This window comes from Shimia sp. SK013, from assembly GCF_001292625.1.
Taxonomy (GTDB): domain Bacteria; phylum Pseudomonadota; class Alphaproteobacteria; order Rhodobacterales; family Rhodobacteraceae; genus Shimia.
The window spans coordinates 104293-120043 of the sequence record NZ_LAJH01000005.1; the positions used below are offsets into that span (position 1 = coordinate 104293).

The 15751-nt window shown below is 58.3% G+C and carries 14 protein-coding genes; 11 read left to right on the forward strand and 3 right to left on the reverse strand.

Annotation, left to right across the window (positions count from 1 at the left end; genetic code table 11):
• Positions 1-193 precede the first annotated feature (193 nt).
• Entirely contained in the window at positions 194-1495 is a 1302-nt protein-coding gene (gene hisD / locus SHIM_RS00860; protein ID WP_054000730.1) for a histidinol dehydrogenase, read from the forward strand.
• Positions 1496-1698: 203 nt separating this feature from the next.
• Positions 1699-2535 (forward strand): alkaline phosphatase family protein, encoded by an 837-nt coding sequence (locus SHIM_RS00865; protein WP_054000731.1) that lies wholly within the window; start codon positions 1699-1701, stop codon positions 2533-2535.
• On the opposite strand, the gene SHIM_RS00870 is transcribed toward SHIM_RS00865, so the two are convergent.
• Together SHIM_RS00870 and SHIM_RS00875 are read right to left on the reverse strand one after the other, a co-directional pair.
• Positions 2536-3858, reverse strand: coding sequence for an aspartate aminotransferase family protein (locus tag SHIM_RS00870; protein WP_054000732.1), 1323 nt, complete (start codon positions 3856-3858; stop codon positions 2536-2538).
• Positions 3855-4712, reverse strand: coding sequence for a 3-keto-5-aminohexanoate cleavage protein (locus SHIM_RS00875; protein ID WP_241488754.1), 858 nt, complete (start codon positions 4710-4712; stop codon positions 3855-3857). The genes SHIM_RS00870 and SHIM_RS00875 overlap by 4 nt, the downstream gene beginning before the upstream one ends.
• Before the next feature lie 103 nt (positions 4713-4815).
• Between SHIM_RS00875 and SHIM_RS00880 the strand changes: the two genes are divergently transcribed.
• The 4 genes from SHIM_RS00880 to SHIM_RS00895 all read left to right on the forward strand — a co-directional run bounded on the left by SHIM_RS00880 (position 4816) and on the right by SHIM_RS00895 (position 9884).
• Positions 4816-5682 (forward strand): MurR/RpiR family transcriptional regulator, encoded by an 867-nt coding sequence (locus SHIM_RS00880; RefSeq protein ID WP_054000733.1) that lies wholly within the window; start codon positions 4816-4818, stop codon positions 5680-5682.
• 82 nt (positions 5683-5764) lie between these two features.
• Complete coding sequence (locus SHIM_RS00885) at positions 5765-6727, forward strand: TAXI family TRAP transporter solute-binding subunit (RefSeq protein WP_054000734.1); 963 nt, start codon at positions 5765-5767, stop codon at positions 6725-6727.
• 85 nt (positions 6728-6812) lie between these two features.
• Entirely contained in the window at positions 6813-9446 is a 2634-nt protein-coding gene (locus tag SHIM_RS00890; RefSeq protein WP_054000735.1) for a TRAP transporter permease, read from the forward strand.
• A gap of 12 nt (positions 9447-9458) precedes the next feature.
• Positions 9459-9884 (forward strand): universal stress protein, encoded by a 426-nt coding sequence (locus SHIM_RS00895; protein WP_054000736.1) that lies wholly within the window; start codon positions 9459-9461, stop codon positions 9882-9884.
• Positions 9885-9980: 96 nt separating this feature from the next.
• On the opposite strand, the gene SHIM_RS00900 is transcribed toward SHIM_RS00895, so the two are convergent.
• The gene (locus tag SHIM_RS00900; protein ID WP_082358209.1) at positions 9981-10388 is read right to left on the reverse strand and encodes a GFA family protein; all 408 of its coding nucleotides are present in this window, start codon (positions 10386-10388) and stop codon (positions 9981-9983) included.
• 260 nt (positions 10389-10648) lie between these two features.
• Between SHIM_RS00900 and hemP the strand changes: the two genes are divergently transcribed.
• From hemP to SHIM_RS00925, 5 genes are all read left to right on the forward strand, one after another.
• On the forward strand, positions 10649-10786 hold the full coding sequence (gene hemP, locus SHIM_RS19885; RefSeq protein ID WP_152926361.1) for a hemin uptake protein HemP: 138 nt from the start codon (positions 10649-10651) through the stop codon (positions 10784-10786).
• A gap of 47 nt (positions 10787-10833) precedes the next feature.
• Positions 10834-12090, forward strand: coding sequence for an imelysin family protein (locus SHIM_RS00910; protein WP_054000739.1), 1257 nt, complete (start codon positions 10834-10836; stop codon positions 12088-12090).
• Positions 12091-12169: 79 nt separating this feature from the next.
• Entirely contained in the window at positions 12170-13657 is a 1488-nt protein-coding gene (locus tag SHIM_RS00915) for a di-heme oxidoreductase family protein (RefSeq protein WP_241488755.1), read from the forward strand.
• Entirely contained in the window at positions 13657-14679 is a 1023-nt protein-coding gene (locus tag SHIM_RS00920; protein WP_054000740.1) for an imelysin family protein, read from the forward strand. The genes SHIM_RS00915 and SHIM_RS00920 overlap by 1 nt, the downstream gene beginning before the upstream one ends.
• A 1-nt stretch (position 14680) precedes the next feature.
• Positions 14681-15748 (forward strand): DUF1513 domain-containing protein, encoded by a 1068-nt coding sequence (locus SHIM_RS00925; protein WP_054000741.1) that lies wholly within the window; start codon positions 14681-14683, stop codon positions 15746-15748.
• The last annotated feature ends 3 nt before the right edge of the window (positions 15749-15751 follow it).

The following is a 15751-nucleotide window of genomic DNA, read 5'->3' on the forward strand; positions in this document are numbered from 1 at the left end:
CTGTTTCCTCGGAGTTTTGAGGTGCGGCATCGCGGCGGCATACCGTCGGTATTGCGTCGGTGCGCTGGGCCGCGTTCGCGGCGGTAAAGTCGGCGTGCGTTGCGCAACAGCCAGCCGCGACCGGGCGCGGTGGCATTGCGCCTTGAGGGTAAGCGCTCCCAAGGCTAAGACACCTCCGCAAAGGAGTCTTTTTATGCCTCAGTTTCTGAACACCTCGGATGTCGATTTCGAAACCCGCTTTGCGGCCCTTTTGGGCGCCAAGCGCGAAGACAGCCCGGATGTGGATGCGGTTGTTGCCGACATCATCGCGGACGTTCGACATCGGGGCGACGCGGCAGTGATCGAGCTGACGGCGAAGTTTGACCGGCTGGAGTTGACGCCCGAGACGATGCGGTTTTCACAAGAAGAAATCGAGGGCTATTGCGCCGAAGTCAATGATGAGGATCGCGCAGCTCTGGAGTTGGCGGCGGAGCGCATCCGCGCCTATCACGCCCGTCAAATGCCACACGATGACAGTTGGACGGACGAAAGTGGCGCGACCTTGGGCTGGCGCTGGAGCGCGGTCAGCGCGGCGGGGCTTTATGTGCCCGGTGGGTTGGCGAGCTATCCGTCGTCGGTTCTGATGAATGCGATCCCCGCCAAAGTTGCTGGCGTGGAGCGGCTGGCGATTGTGGTGCCGACGCCGGATGGTGTGGCCAATCCGCTGGTGTTGCTGGCAGCGCGGATCGCGGGTGTGGATGAGATTTACCGCATCGGTGGCGCGCAAGCGGTGGCGGCGCTGGCTTACGGCACAGACACAATCGAAGCGGTGGACAAGATTACCGGCCCGGGCAATGCCTTTGTTGCGGCGGCCAAGCGGCGGGTGTTTGGCAAGGTTGGCATCGATATGATTGCGGGGCCGAGCGAGATTCTGGTGATTGCGGATAAGGACAACACGCCGGATTGGATCGCCTTGGACCTGTTGTCGCAAGCCGAGCATGACGAAAGCGCGCAGTCGATCCTGATCACCGATGATGCCGCGTTTGGGCAGGCGGTGGCCGAGGCCGTTGAGGCACGGCTTGAGACGCTTGAGAGACGCGCAATCGCCGGAGCCAGCTGGCGGGACTACGGCGCGGTGATTGTGGTGCGCGATTTGGCTGAGGCGGCGGCGTTGTCCAACCGTGTGGCGCCGGAGCACCTTGAGTTGTGCGTGGCGGATCCGGATGGATTGTCAGAACAGATCACCCATGCGGGCGCGATTTTCTTGGGTCAGTTTACGCCTGAAGCGATCGGCGACTATGTAGGTGGGCCGAACCACGTTTTGCCAACAGCGCGGTCTGCGCGGTTTAGCTCGGGTCTGTCGGTGATGGATTTTGTCAAACGCACAACGTTGTCGAAGATGACGCCGGAAGCGCTTAAGGCAATTGGACCGGCGGCGGAGACCCTGGCGCAGTCTGAAAGCCTTGAGGCGCATGGGTTGAGTGTGCGGGCGCGGTTGGATGCGTTGAACAAATAGCGGCTGATCAAGGTTGGGCGCACTGTTTTGGTTTAGGGGCGTTGCCCCTCGCGCTGACGCGCTCACCCCAGGATATTTGAGGCAAGAGGAAAAGCCGGTATTTTTGTGTTCGGATGCCGCTCGGGAAGCATCGTTTGCGGATTGTGCCGTAGCGGCGTGCCAGCCTAGAGTCTGGCCAAGGCAATGGGCTTGGAGAGACAATCATGGACCGCAAACTTTTGTTGATCATTCTGGACGGCGTGCCGTGGCGCAACTGGAACCGGTTGTTTGGCAACCTTGAGGGCTGGGTCGAAGACGGCACGGCGCAGAAATGGAAAATGCGCGCGGTGTTGCCGTCGATTTCCGCAAGTTGTTATGCGTCGATCCACACGGGTGTAACACCGCAGGAGCATGGCTGCACCGGCAACGGCAATGTGTTTCGTATCAAACAGCCGGATATTTTTGCGCAGGTGCGTAAAGCGGGCGGCAAGACCGGAGCGGTGGCGCATTCGTTCTGGAGCGAGTTTTTCAACCGCCATCCGTTCGATTACGTGCGCGACATTGAATATGACGAACCGGATGCCAAGACGATCAATCACGGGCGGTTTCATACAATGACCGGCTATGGGGCGGCCAACCAGATGACGCCAAGTGATGTGGATTTGTTTGCGACGCTCAGCAATCTGTGTCTGAAGCAGGGGCTGGATTATGGCATGTTACACACCTGCACGCTGGACAGCATGGGGCATAGGTTTCAGCACGAAAGCCATGAAATGGATCACGCCTGTTTTGTGATGGATGAGATGCTGGCGCCGTTTATTCCGAAGTGGCGGCAGTTTGGCTATGAGGTGATCGTCACCGCCGATCACGGGCAGGACGCGCGCGGCCATCATGGCGGGCGCAGTGATTTGCAGCAGGAGTTTGCGCTTTACTATTTTGGGGACGCCAAAGGGCCGGACAGCGACACCGTGCTGCATCAGTTGCAGCTGGCGCCGACGATTTTGAGCCGGATGGGCGCGGAAATTCCCGAGACGATGAAAGGCGAGCCGTTCCTGCGGTGATTAAGGCAGGCTTGCCGCCAAGGCCGTGTCGAGCGCATCGGTGATAAGGCCGATGTGGTGGTCTTGCATGATGAATGGTGGCGCCAGCAGAATGTGGTTGCCAAGTTTGCCATCAATCGTGCCGCCCATCGGGTAGCAGATCAGCCCAGCGTCAAAGGCGGCGGCTTTGATTTTGGCGTGCACTTGCAGCGCGGGATCAAACGGCGCTTTGGTGTCGCGGTCTGCCACAAGTTCCATGCCAATAAAAAGACCACGGCCGCGGATATCGCCAATGTGGGCGTGTTGGCCGAAGCGGTCGTTCAGAGCACCGCGCAGTTTTTCACCCATTGGGGCCACGCGATCGGCGATGCCGTCGGTGGTCAGCCGGTTCAGGACAGCGAGGGCGGCGGCGGCGGCAGTTGGGTGGCCGTTGTAGGTATGGCCGTGTTGGAAAAAACCCGTGCCGTCGCGGATGGTGTCAAAGATCTCGGCCGTACAGAGCATCGCGCCGATGGGTTGATAGCCAGCGCCAAGACCTTTGGCGATGGCGCAGATGTCGGGGGTGATGCCGTCCTGTTCAAAGGCAAAAAGGCTGCCGGTGCGTCCCATGCCACACATGACCTCGTCCAGGATCAAAAGGACGCCGTGGGTGTCACAGATCTCGCGGATGCGTTTGAAGTAGCCTGCGACCGGAGGGACCGCGCCGGAGGTGGCACCAACCACCGGTTCAGCGACAAAGGCCAACACGTTTTCTGCGCCAAGCTCTGCGATTTTGTCTTCGAGTTCGTTTGCAACCCGCTGTCCATAGTCGAATTCGGATTCGCCTTCTTTTTGGCCGCGATAGGCGTAGCAAGGCGCGATGTGATGCGTGTCCATCAACATCGGTGCAAAGGGTTCGCGGCGCCACATGTTGCCGCCTGTTGCCAATGCGCCAAGGGTGTTGCCGTGATAGCTTTGGCGGCGTGCGATGATGTGGCGACGGGACGTGTCGCCTTGTTCCACGGTGTATTGGCGGGCGAGTTTCAGGGCGCTTTCCATCGCTTCCGATCCGCCAGAGACGAGGTAGACGCGGTCCAGGTTTCCGGGAGCGGCGTTGATGAGCGCGTCGGCGAGGGCTTCGGCGGGTTCGGAGGTGAAGAAGCCGGTGTGGGCAAATGCGACGGTGTCGATTTGATCTTTGATGGCATTGATCACCGCAGGGTCCGAATGACCGAGACAGGAAACCGCAGCGCCGCCGGAGCCGTCGAAATAGGCTTTGCCGGATTGGTCATAGAGGAAAGGGCCTTCGCCGCGTGCAACGACGGGCGGGGTTTTGCGGCTATGACGGGGAAAGGCGTGGCTCATGGCGTGGGCTCCTTTCTTGAGGGTTCACGAAGGGCGGTGGCAATGCGGGCGATGTTTTCGGCGTTGTCAGCTGCAGGGGTGCCATCGGGACGGCAGATGTTGTTTTCAAAACCGATGCGCAGGTCTCCACCCATCTTGGCGGCCTGCAGCATAACGGCGTGCTCGTTGGCGCCAAAGGCACACACGGTCCAGTTGGGGAATTCACCCTTGAGCGCTGCAACAAAGGGCGCAAGTTCGGAGGCGCGCGCTGGGCGCGGCGGGATGTAGCGGCCCAGCACCAGAAGCACGTCGCGCATGTCTTGCGGGATGGTGCCGGTGTCGATCAGGTGGCACAGGGTGTTTAGGTCGTCCGTGTCGTAGAGAATATGTTGAACCTCGGTGCCGATATCGGCTGCGGTGGCGTAAAAATGCGGGGCCAGATCAGGGCTGCGCATGATTTCGCGCACCGACACGCTGGCAGCGGTCGGGCGCAGATCCAGCAGGCAGGTCAGCTGGGCAGGCACGTCGAAAATGCCGCCAGCCTCGGTGGTGGTTTGGATCGCCATGCCGGGGGCGTGGCTTTCGATTTCCGCGATGGTTTCGCGGTAGAGACCGGCGTCGAGCGTGTGTTGGTTGGCTGCGTCGCGCACGTGTAAATGGAGTGCGCCGGCGCCCGCGATTTGACAGGCGCGCGCGGTCTTTGTGATCTCGGAAATAGTTAACGGAATTGCGGGGTGATCCGCCTTTTGGCGGCGTGCGCCGTTGGGGGCCACGGTGATTCTCGGCATTTTCTGCGCTGTGATGGCGGTGAGGCGCCGATCCGTCAATATTTCAGAAGAGTCGTAACCGGCTGACATCTTGAGATTATTCCTCATGGGAGTGTCTTTTGAGACAGTTCTAAGCACTCGTGAAACATATGTTTCACCTGTTGACTTTGCGTAAAACAAATGGAATGTTCCTGTCAAGTGGAGGGGATTCGTGAACAAACCGATACGGATCGAAGACAGAATTGCAGAAAGCTATTCTGACCTGAGTGCGCGTTTGCAGGCGGCAGCGGATTACGTTGTGGCCAACCAGATGGATGTGGCAGCGCGCTCTTTGCGGTCGGTTTCTGCGGCCAGTGGCGTGTCGCCTGCGACCTTGTCGCGGCTGGCGCGGTCGCTTGGCTTTTCCAGCTATGAAGAAATGCGCGAATTGTGTCGTTCAGCTGTTGGCGGGCGGCAGACGTCGTTTGCGGAGCGCGCCGATCTGCTCAAGCAAAGCAGCGATTCAAGCCAGACCATTCTGGACCGTCAAACAGCGGCCTGCGTGTGGAACCTCTCGGAAATGGGTGCAACGCTGGATCGCACACGGTTGCAGGAGGCGGTGGACGCTTTGGACGGAGCCCGCAACGTGGTGTTGTTTGGCGCCTTCGGGTCGACCGGCATCGTCGAATACATGGCGTATCTGGCGAATTACTTTGCCACCAACTGGACGCTCGCGGGCCGGATGGGGGCGTCGCTTGGGGCGTCGCTGGCGTCGATGGGGCCTGAGGATGTGCTGTTTGTTGTGACCAAAGCGCCCTATGCCAGCCGCGCAGTTCGGGCTGCGGAAATGGCGCAAGAAGTCGGCGCAAAAACCATTGTAATCTGCGACAGCCACGCCTGTCCGGCGAACAAATTTGCGACTTTTCCTTTTATTGTGCCGTCAGAGAGTCCACAGTTCTTCTCATCTTATGCTGCGACTCTGGCATTGATGGAGACAATTATCGCCATGCTGGTGGCGCAGTCCGGAACAGATACGAGTCAGCGCATCCGTGACGTTGAACGCCGGAACAAGAGCCTGGGAGATTTCTGGGCCGAGTAAGATCAAGTCAAGATAAGCCCGCAAAAGCAGGGCGCAAAAACAACGCACAAGACTTTTACTATCATCAACTAGGGAGCCTAAGATGATTTCCAAACTGAAACTGGCAGGCGCAGCCATTGTCGCGTCGATGACCTTTGGCGGTGTCGCAACTGCACAAGAGTTTATCTCGATTGGTACCGGCGGTGTGACCGGTGTGTATTACCCCACTGGCGGCGCGATCTGCCGTCTGGTGAACAAAAGCCGCAAGGAGCACGGCATCCGCTGTGCTGTGGAATCGACCGGCGGCTCGGTTTACAACATCAACACCATCAAAGCCGGCGAGCTTGAGTTCGGTGTGGCGCAGTCTGACTGGCAACACCACGCTTATAACGGCACGTCGAAGTTTGCGGACAACCCGTTCCCTGACATTCGTGCAGTGTTCTCGGTACACCCTGAGCCGTTCAGCGTGATTGCGCGTGCGGATGCGGGCGTGAATGGTTTTGCCGACCTCAAGGGCAAACGCGTTAACGTTGGTAACCCCGGTTCCGGTCAGCGCGCCACAATGGAAGTTGTGATGGAAGCCTATGGCATGGACATGGGCGATTTCGCTCTTGCGACCGAGTACAAAGGCTCGGAAATGGCCAAGCAGCTGTGTGACGGCAACATCGACGCGATGGTTTATACCATTGGTCACCCAGCCGCCGCGATCAAGGAAGCGACCACAACCTGTGCTGCGAACCTTGTGAACGTTGTGGGTCCTGAGATCGACAAGCTAGTAGCGGATAACCCGTTCTATCGCGTAGCGACTATTCCGGGCGGCATGTACAAAGGCACCGACGGCGACACCACTACATTTGGTGTGGGCGCGACCTTTGTGACGTCGGCGACCATCCCTGATGACGTTGTGTACATTGTGGCGAAATCGGTGATGGAGAACATCGAAGATTTCCGCAAGCTGCACCCTGCGTTTGCCAACTTGAACCCAGCGGAAATGGTCAAAGACGGCCTGAGTGCGCCACTGCACCCCGGTGCGGCCAAAGCGTATATGGAGCTTGGCCTGCAGTAAGGCAGGTATGACCCTGAGTTAAAGCCTTTGAAAGCGCCCCGTGTGATGCGGGGCGCCTTCGCATATTCGTTCAACGGGGACAGACATGGCACAAGATCATCAAAATGATGGCACCGCCGCCGCCGACGCTATTGTGGCAGAAGCCGATACAGGCGCGCGCAACGCGACTGGATTTCAAGGCAAACTTATTATCTGGATCTGCATCATCTGGTCGCTTTTCCAGCTTTATATCGCGTCGAAATTGCCCGGAGTGCTGGCGCAACTGACCGGATTTACTGATTTTGCCAATGTGGTGGCGCAGGCGCGTTACATCCACCTGGCGTTTGCCATGTCTTTGGCGATTCTGGCGTTCCCGATGTTTAAGACATCGCCGCGCGACCGCATTCCGCTTTATGATTGGGTGTTGATTGCGTTGGGCGTTGGGGCCAGCCTCTATCTTGTTTTCTTCCGCTATCAGATCGCTGACCGTCCGGGTCTGTGGACCGATACGGATATGATTGTGTCGGCCATCGGCATGATAGTCTTGTTGATCTGTGTCTATCGCTCGCTTGGATTGCCGTTGGTGATCATTGCGTCGATCTTTGTGTTGTTTGCCTTTTTCGGCGGTGAAAGCGCGTGGGTGCGGGACATCACCAACTATGGTGGGGCCTCGCCCAAGAAGGCGCTGGGCCACTATTGGATGCAGACCGAAGGGGTGTTTGGCGTGGCGCTGGGCGTCTCGACGACGATGATCTTCCTGTTTGTTCTGTTTGGCGCGCTGCTTGACCGTGCGGGTGGGGGCAACTGGTTTATCAAAGTGGCGATTGCCCTTTTGGGTGCGCTGCGCGGTGGTCCTGCAAAGGCCTCGGTTTTGGCCTCGATGATGACCGGTATGATTTCCGGATCGTCAATTGCAAACACCGTGACCACAGGCACGTTCACCATTCCGCTTATGAAGCGGATCGGGTTTTCGGCCGAAAAAGCCGGCGCGGTTGAGGTGGCGAGTTCCACCAATGGACAGCTGACACCACCGGTGATGGGGGCCGCGGCCTTTTTGATGGTGGAATACGTCAACATTCCCTACATCGACGTGGTGAAACACGCGTTTTTGCCTGCGGTGATTTCCTACATCGCGCTTTTGTACATCGTGCACCTTGAAGCGCTGAAAATGCAGATGCAGGGCCTGAAGAAAGCCGGGCGGCACATCGGGCCGATCCTTATTCTGATCCTGTTCCTGTCTGGCTTCCTTGTCCTCGGTGCCTGTACGTTCTTGATGATTGGCCTGCGTGGCGTGCTTGATCCCATTATGGGCGACAGCATTTATGCAGCCGTCGGCATGGTCGGGCTGATCTATCTGGCTTTGCTATATGTCGCGTCGAAATATCCTGACGTCGAGATGGACGATCCCAACGCACCGCTTGAGGCACCTCGGCTGACGCCGACGCTGATTGGTGGCTTGTACTATGCGCTGCCGATTTTCATTCTGGTGTGGAACCTGATGGTGAAGACCGACTCGCTTGAGCGGCTTTCACCTGCGCTCTCGGCGTTTTGGGCGACGATCTTTATGGTCATCGTGGCGCTGACCCATCGCCCGATCAAAGCGTTCTTCCGCGGCGAAGGTGCTTTGGCGGAAGCGGTGATGGCGGGCAAGGACGACTTTGTTCAGGGCCTCATTATGGGGGCACGCAATATGATCGGGATTGGTGTGGCAACGGGTGCAGCGGGCATCATTGTCGGTACCATCAGCCTGACCGGCGCGCATCAGGTGATCGGGCAGGTGATCGAGGTGATCTCGGGTGGAAACCTGATGATCCTGCTGCTGTTGGTGGCTGTACTTAGCCTGATCCTTGGGATGGGGTTGCCGACGACGGCGAACTATATCGTGGTCAGCTCGCTCATGGCGCCGGTGATCATCGGTGTGGGCGCGCAATCCGGCCTCGTGGTGCCGCTGATTGCGGTGCATATGTTCGTGTTCTACTTTGGCATTTTGGCGGATGACACGCCACCGGTGGGCCTTGCGGCCTATGCGGCGGCGGCGATTTCGCGGGGCGATCCGATCAAGACCGGTATTCAGGGCTTTGCCTATGACATTCGAACCGCGTTGTTGCCGTTCATGTTCATCTTCAACACCGACTTGTTGTTGATTGACGTGGGTCTGGGTAAGGCGGTGCTGGTGTTCTGTATTGCCCTTATCGCGATGCTGATCTTCGCGGCGGCGACGCAGGGCTATTTCATCGCCAAATCGAAACGATGGGAGAGCGCGGCGCTATTGTTCATTGCCTTCATGTTGTTCAGGCCGGACTTTTTCCTCGATCAGGTAAGTGAGAAATACACCGTTGTCGAAGGGCCAGCCGCGCTTGAGGTGATCAGTGCTCAGGAGCTTGGCAGTACCGTGCGACTGACGGTTTCGGGACCGGATTTTGACACTGGTAAGGATCGACGAACAACAGTGACTTTTGTCTATGAAGGACCGGATGCGGACGCCGCGATGGGGGACAACGGGCTGACGGTGTTTGCCGAGGAGGACAAGCTGTTGCTTGAAGAACCCTTCCCGGGTTCGCCTTTCTTCGGAACGTTGGGCACCGAGTATGACTACTATGGCGACAGTCCGGTGGTGATCGCAAAAGCCGAAGTCGAAAACGATCGCTTGCCCAAAGAGCTGTTCTTTATTCCGGCCCTGTTGTTGCTGGCGGGTCTGATGTTGATCCAGCGTCCGCGCGCAACACAACCGGCGTTCTGAGGAGGAACGGATATGTTCAAGACAATTTTGCTGACGGTTGATGTGAATGACCTGAAGGGGGCGGAACGCCCCGCAGACGTAGCCTCCGAAATGATGAAAAACGGAGGGGAAGAGCTGCATGTGATGAACGTCGTGCCGGACTATGGCATGTCGATTGTCGGCAGCTTTTTCAGCGGTGATCACAACAAGGCGATCCTAAAGGAAGCCAAAGGAGCGCTTGAGGCTTGGGGAAAAGAACGCTTCGCCGAAGTTCAGAACCTGCGCCTGCATGTAGATCAGGGTACGATCTATGATTTGGTGTTGAAAGAGGCCGAAGCGGTCAAGGCCGACGCAATCATCGTCGGTGCCCACAAGTCGCATCTACAGGATTACCTGATCGGACCCAACGCGGCGCGGATTTCGCGCCATGCGAAACAGTCAGTTTTTGTGGTGCGATAAGCGGTTTATTAGCAAGTGAAAAGGGCGCTCCGACTGGAGCGCCCTTTTTGTTTGGAGGTGCCTAGAGGCCAGACAGGCGGTCTGGGACTGGCAGGTTTAGCCCGGCATTTTTTCAAAAGCGGGGAGAGCGTCGTCAAGAACCGTGGCCTGCATTTTGCTCGAGGTGTAAACATTCACTTTCGGGGTGAATTCCTGATGTTCGTTGATCAGGCCCGCGCGCAACCCCAACATGCCTTCGCGTGCCGAGTTTTGCGTGAACATAGGCGTTCCACAGGTCCCGCAGAAAGATTTGGTCATCGTGTTGCCGGTATCCGAGCTGTGCTGGTAAGTCTTTGGAGTGCCGGTGACGTTTACGTCGGTCTGTTTCATGAACATCAAAGTGGCAAAGGCGCTGCCGGTAGATTGGCGGCATGCGGTGCAATGGCAGTTTGCCATGACAGGCACATCGCCATCAGCGTCGAATGAGATCTCGCCACAGAGGCATTGGCCAGTAAGTTTTGTCATCGGATTTCCTTTGAGTTTGCGCGTTGTTGTCGCGCCGACACTAGGGGAAACGCCGCGATCATCAAGTCGCCAACGCAAGAGTGATCACTTTGATCTTTTCGGCGGTCTCCGCTGGTTTCCGAGATTGCGCGTTGGGTGTGAGGGAAATGGCCTGTTGGGTCACAGTTAGGCAGATTTATTTATTCTGACAAAAAAACTCGGATTGACATAATTGAGTGATTTTGTCAGATATGACTCGCGGGACAACAGGGAGCATAGGCATGACCTCATTTGAGGACCATCCGGTGTATGACGCGAAAGATCTGACCAAAGGCGAGACGCAGGCGCGGATCGTTTTGGACGGGCAAGTTTACACGCTGCGCATCACCAAAGCCAGCAAGTTGATCCTGACGAAATGATGCGGCTAATCCGCATGAACGAGATTCCATCGAAGGAAAGAGACAGTATGAAACGCACAATTTTGGGCACCTCGTTTGTGGCGCTGATTTCGGCCGGTGCGGCCATGGCGGACACAGCCGTGTTGACGACCTATGCCGATATTGCCGCGGCAAATTATGGCGACAGCACCGCAACGGCCAAAGTACTTGGCGCAGCGGTTGATGCGTTGATCGCAGATCCTACCGAAGCCAATCTGGCTGCAGCGCAGGCCGCTTGGGTGGCTGCGCGCGTGCCGTATCAGCAGACCGAAGTCTATCGCTTTGGCAATGCGATTGTGGACAGCTGGGAAGGCAAGGTGAATGCTTGGCCGCTGGACGAGGGTCTGATTGACTATGTGGATCCGTCTTATGGTGGCACTACAGACGAGAACCCTCTGGCAGTGGCGAATGTGATCGCCAATCCAACGCTGACGGTGAACGGGGTCGAAATCGACGCGACCAACATCACGCCGGAATTTTTGGCCGAAACCCTGCACGAAGCTGATGAGGTCGAGGCCAACGTGGCAACTGGCTATCACGCCATTGAATTCCTGTTGTGGGGTCAGGATTTGAACGGCACCAACGCGGGGGCAGGCGCACGTCCGGCGAGCGACTTCGCAGTGAGCTCCGCTTGCACGGGCGGCAATTGTGCACGACGTGCGGATTTTTTGAAGGCCGCGACTGATTTGCTGATCAGTGATCTGGGGTGGATGACCGCGCAGTGGGTCGATGGCGGTGCTGCGCGTGAAGCGGTTCTGGAGAATGAAGCGGCGGGCCTGAGCGCGATGCTGACCGGGATGGGCAGCCTGTCTTATGGCGAAACTGCGGGCGAGCGCATGCGTCTGGGTCTGATGCTGAACGATCCGGAAGAAGAGCATGACTGCTTTTCCGACAACACCCACAACAGCCATTTCTATAACGGTCTGGGCGTTCAAAACGTTTATCTTGGCAGCTATACCCGCGTGGATGGCACCGTGATCAGCGGTGCGTCTTTGTCCGGGCTGGTATCTGCGCAAGACGGCGGACTGGACGCGGAGATGAAAGCCAAGCTGAGCGCAACAATGGTGGCGTTGGGTGCGATTAAGGAAGCGGCTGAAGGCGGCTTTTCCTATGACATGATGCTGGAAGCGGGCAATGCGGACGGTGAGGCCCTGATTATGGGTGGCGTCGACGGCTTTGTGGACCAGACCAAGTCGATTGAGCGGGTTGTGGGCGTGTTGGGGCTGGACGACATCGCGGTCGAGGGATCGGACAGTTTGGATCGGCCGGACGCGGTCTTCCATTAACAGGAGGCGCAACGTGTGGTTGAAATAAAGAGGTGCGGACATATTGATCCGCACCTTTTGGTGGTTAGTATGCTGAGGCATGGATATGTCGGCACAGAAAAAAGCCCGATGGGGCGTCGCAGCGAGTTTGCTGTGTGCCGGATGGGTGTCGGCAGGCGAAAAACTGTCGGAGCCACATCTGAACGTGGTGCCGAGGGCGACGCAGGAACAGGTGCGGATTGATGCAATTTTGCAGCCGCCGACGGATTTTTCCAAGCCTGAGGTCTTTGAGGTGCTAAGCGCAGGTGCGGCAACGGTGTCGCGGCGCATGGATGGCCAAGTGTTTTCGCGACACGCCGAAAATTTGCCAGAAAATCAGCGACTGGATTTCGAGCTGGGCCGCGCGATGTTTGAGAAGCTTTGGGTGGCGTCGCCGTCGTCGACGCGGGCATCCGACGGGCTTGGGCCGTTTTATCATGCGCGCAGTTGCGGAAGTTGTCATGTCAACGACGGCCGCGGATTTGCCGGCACGGACGGGCTGTTGATCCGCGTTTCGGTGCCAGATGGAGATGGCGGAACGATGCCCCATCCGACGTATGGCGGGCAGTTGCAGCACAAGGCGCTGAGCGGCATGCAGGCGGAGTTTCAGCTTGGCATCCGCTATGACGAGGGGTCCGTTGCGTTGGCGGGGGGCGAAAGCGCCGACCTGCGCGTGCCCAGCTATGATCTTGATTTAAGGCAGGGTCCGTTGGGTGACGGTGCAATGATCTCGGCGCGGGTTGCACCCGCGATGATCGGATTGGGTCTTTTGGAGGCCATTCCGAGCGAAACCATTTTGGCTTTGGCTGATCCCGAAGACGCCAATAATGACGGGATATCCGGACGGGCCAATGTTGTGACCAGTGCCGAATATGGCGTGCCGATGTTGGGCCGGTTTGGTCACAAGGCGACGTTACCGACGGTGAGCGAACAGGCGGCGGCGGCGTTCTCTGCCGATTTGGGCCTCTCGACACCGCTGTTTCCGTGGCATTGGGGGGATTGCACAGAGGTGCAGCAGGATTGTCGCACAGCGCCGCACGGCGGCGATCCGGAGCGTGAGGGACTGGAAGTGGACAGCCGAGCGATGGGTGTGGTGGCCTTATACAGTCGAAATCTGGGTGTGCCCGCGCGGGCGCGTGTGGATGATCCCGAGGTGTTGCGCGGTAAAGAGTTGTTTCATGTTTCGGGATGCGTGGGCTGTCATACCCCGAAACATGTGACTCATCGTCTCGACGGTGGGGGCACAGGAAGCTTTCAACTGATTTGGCCCTATACCGACCTTTTGTTGCATGACATGGGAGATGGATTGGCCGATGGGCGGCCGGATGGTTTGGCCACCGGCCGCGAATGGCGGACAGCGCCACTGTGGGGACTTGGCCTTGTGGCGCAGGCAGGTGGCCAGCAAGGGTATCTGCATGATGGGCGCGCGCGCACCGTGCTGGAAGCTGTGCTGTGGCATGGCGGCGAGGCAGGGCCTGCGAAAGAAAAGGTGGTGGCGATGCCGCCAGAAGATCGCGCCGCGTTGTTGGCGTTCTTGGAGAGTTTGTGATGATCCGAAGCTTGGTTTTGAGCCTTTTGGTTATGGTGAGCGGTGCGGCCAAAGCGGCGGCGCAAGACGTGGACCTGTCAGCGCGGGTGACGGCAGCGGTTGAGCAGCATGTTTTGCCAAGTTATGCGCGATTTGCGACGTCCGCGCGGGATTTGTCGCGTGCGGCATATACCAACTGCAACGCGGAAGATGAGGCGTTGCGCGGGGCATATCACGCGGCGTTTGATGATTGGGTGCGGGTCAGCCATTTGCGCTTTGGTCCGAGTGAGACGGACAACCGCGCCTTTGCTTTGGCCTTTTGGCCGGACTCGCGCAGCAAAACCCCAAAGGCCCTGGCGGGTTTGATTGCAGAGGAAGTGCCCGCAGGGTTGGAGGCAGCAGAACTGATGCAGCAATCGATTGCTGTGCAGGGATTTTATGCGCTGGATTATCTTTTGTACGATCCAACCTACATGACGATGGGTGCGCCGGAGTATCGCTGCGAATTGATCCGCAACCTGAGTGAAGGCATCGCGGTGCGGGCTGAGGAAATCGATGGAGATTGGGGGCAGTACTATGCCGCCCAGATGATCGCGCCCTCTAAGTCGGGGGCGTATCACACCACAAATGAAGCTGCGGGAGAGTTGTTGAAGGCTGTGGCTACGGGGCTGCAGTTCACCGAAGAAGCGCGGCTGGCGCGGCCCTTGGGCACGTTTGATCGCCCTCGGCCCAAGCGGGCGGAGGCCTGGCGGTCTGGCCGGTCGCTGCGCCATGTGGTTCTGTCACTGGAAGCAACACGAGATCTGACGGCGGCATTGGCAGGCGAGACGTCGGTAGCTGCGCGGTTGGACGGTGCGTTTGAAACCGTGTTAAACAATGCGACCTTTGATGATCCGGCGTTCGCCGGTGTTAAAGAGCCGATTGCACGGCTGACGATTGAAAGCCTGCAGCAATACGTTAATGCGCTGCGCGAACAGGTTGTGGCGGAAATGACAGTCGCGCTTGATGTGTCGATTGGTTTTAATGCGTTAGACGGAGATTGAGATGACTTCGCGGCGTCGGTTTATGACAGGGGCTTTGGCGGCGAGCGTGGTACCGGTGCGCAGCTGGGCCGCGATCGGGGATCCGCAATACCTGAGTGCCGCGCGACGTTCGGATGGGACCTTTGTTTTGGTTGGGTTGCGCAGTGACGCGACCTTGGCCTTTGAGATGCCTTTGCCAGCACGTGGTCACGCCGCGGCGGCCCATCCGGAGCGGGCGGAGGCGGTGGCCTTTGCGCGGCGACCCGGTACCTATGCCATTGTGCTGGATTGTTCCGACGGGAGCATACTGGCGCGATTGGAAGCGCCACGGGGGCGGCATTTTTACGGGCATGGCGTGTTTTCCAAAGACGGTGCGCGGCTTTATACCACCGAGAACAACTATGAGAGCGCGGCGGGCGTGATCGGCGTTTGGGATGCCGGAAACGGGTACCGGCGTTTGGGTGAGTTTTCGTCAGGTGGCGTTGGCCCGCATGAGGTGTTGCGTTTACCGGGTAAGGAAATGCTGGTCGTGGCCAATGGCGGCATTCACACGCACCCAGAAAGTGGGCGGGAGAAGCTGAATCTGAGGCACATGCGGCCCAATTTGACCTATCTGGATGGCAAAGGCACCGTGGTACAGCGGGTGCAAATCAGGGATGACTGGCACCTCAATTCGATCCGCCATCTTGCGGTGGATGCGTCAGGGCAGGTGGGGTTTGCAATGCAGTGGCAAGGTGAGTTCTGGGACGCGCCGCCGTTGTTGGGATTGCACCGATTGGGTGAGACCGCGCGGTTTTGCATGTCGCCAGAAGCCGTACATCTGGGAATGAAAGGCTATGCGGGCAGCGTGGCGTATTGCGGCAGCGGCATGTGGATTGCGATCTCGAGCCCGCGCGGCGGGTATGTGGAGAGATTTGACGCCCTGAGTGGCGCGTATCTTGGCGCGGTGGGCGCGGCGGATGTTTGCGGGATCAGCGGCGCGGGCATGGGCATGATGGCGACAACCGGCGATGGCCATGTCGTTGGTATCCAGACGAAAATTGCGGCTTTTCACCCGTTGGCCTTTGACAACCACCTTGTGGCGATCTGAGAT

What these genes read in the sequence shown, in the direction of transcription:
- hisD (WP_054000730.1), top strand. Translation starts at nt 194, where the DNA reads ATGCCTCAGTTTCTGAACACCTCGGATGTCGATTTCGAAACCCGCTTT.
- SHIM_RS00865 (WP_054000731.1), top strand. Translation starts at nt 1,699, where the DNA reads ATGGACCGCAAACTTTTGTTGATCATTCTGGACGGCGTGCCGTGGCGC.
- SHIM_RS00870 (WP_054000732.1), bottom strand. Translation starts at nt 3,858, where the DNA reads ATGAGCCACGCCTTTCCCCGTCATAGCCGCAAAACCCCGCCCGTCGTT.
- SHIM_RS00875 (WP_241488754.1), bottom strand. Translation starts at nt 4,712, where the DNA reads ATGAGGAATAATCTCAAGATGTCAGCCGGTTACGACTCTTCTGAAATA.
- SHIM_RS00885 (WP_054000734.1), top strand. Translation starts at nt 5,765, where the DNA reads ATGATTTCCAAACTGAAACTGGCAGGCGCAGCCATTGTCGCGTCGATG.
- SHIM_RS00890 (WP_054000735.1), top strand. Translation starts at nt 6,813, where the DNA reads ATGGCACAAGATCATCAAAATGATGGCACCGCCGCCGCCGACGCTATT.
- SHIM_RS00895 (WP_054000736.1), top strand. Translation starts at nt 9,459, where the DNA reads ATGTTCAAGACAATTTTGCTGACGGTTGATGTGAATGACCTGAAGGGG.
- SHIM_RS00900 (WP_082358209.1), bottom strand. Translation starts at nt 10,388, where the DNA reads ATGACAAAACTTACTGGCCAATGCCTCTGTGGCGAGATCTCATTCGAC.
- hemP (WP_152926361.1), top strand. Translation starts at nt 10,649, where the DNA reads ATGACCTCATTTGAGGACCATCCGGTGTATGACGCGAAAGATCTGACC.
- SHIM_RS00910 (WP_054000739.1), top strand. Translation starts at nt 10,834, where the DNA reads ATGAAACGCACAATTTTGGGCACCTCGTTTGTGGCGCTGATTTCGGCC.
- SHIM_RS00915 (WP_241488755.1), top strand. Translation starts at nt 12,170, where the DNA reads ATGGATATGTCGGCACAGAAAAAAGCCCGATGGGGCGTCGCAGCGAGT.
- SHIM_RS00920 (WP_054000740.1), top strand. Translation starts at nt 13,657, where the DNA reads ATGATCCGAAGCTTGGTTTTGAGCCTTTTGGTTATGGTGAGCGGTGCG.
- SHIM_RS00925 (WP_054000741.1), top strand. Translation starts at nt 14,681, where the DNA reads ATGACTTCGCGGCGTCGGTTTATGACAGGGGCTTTGGCGGCGAGCGTG.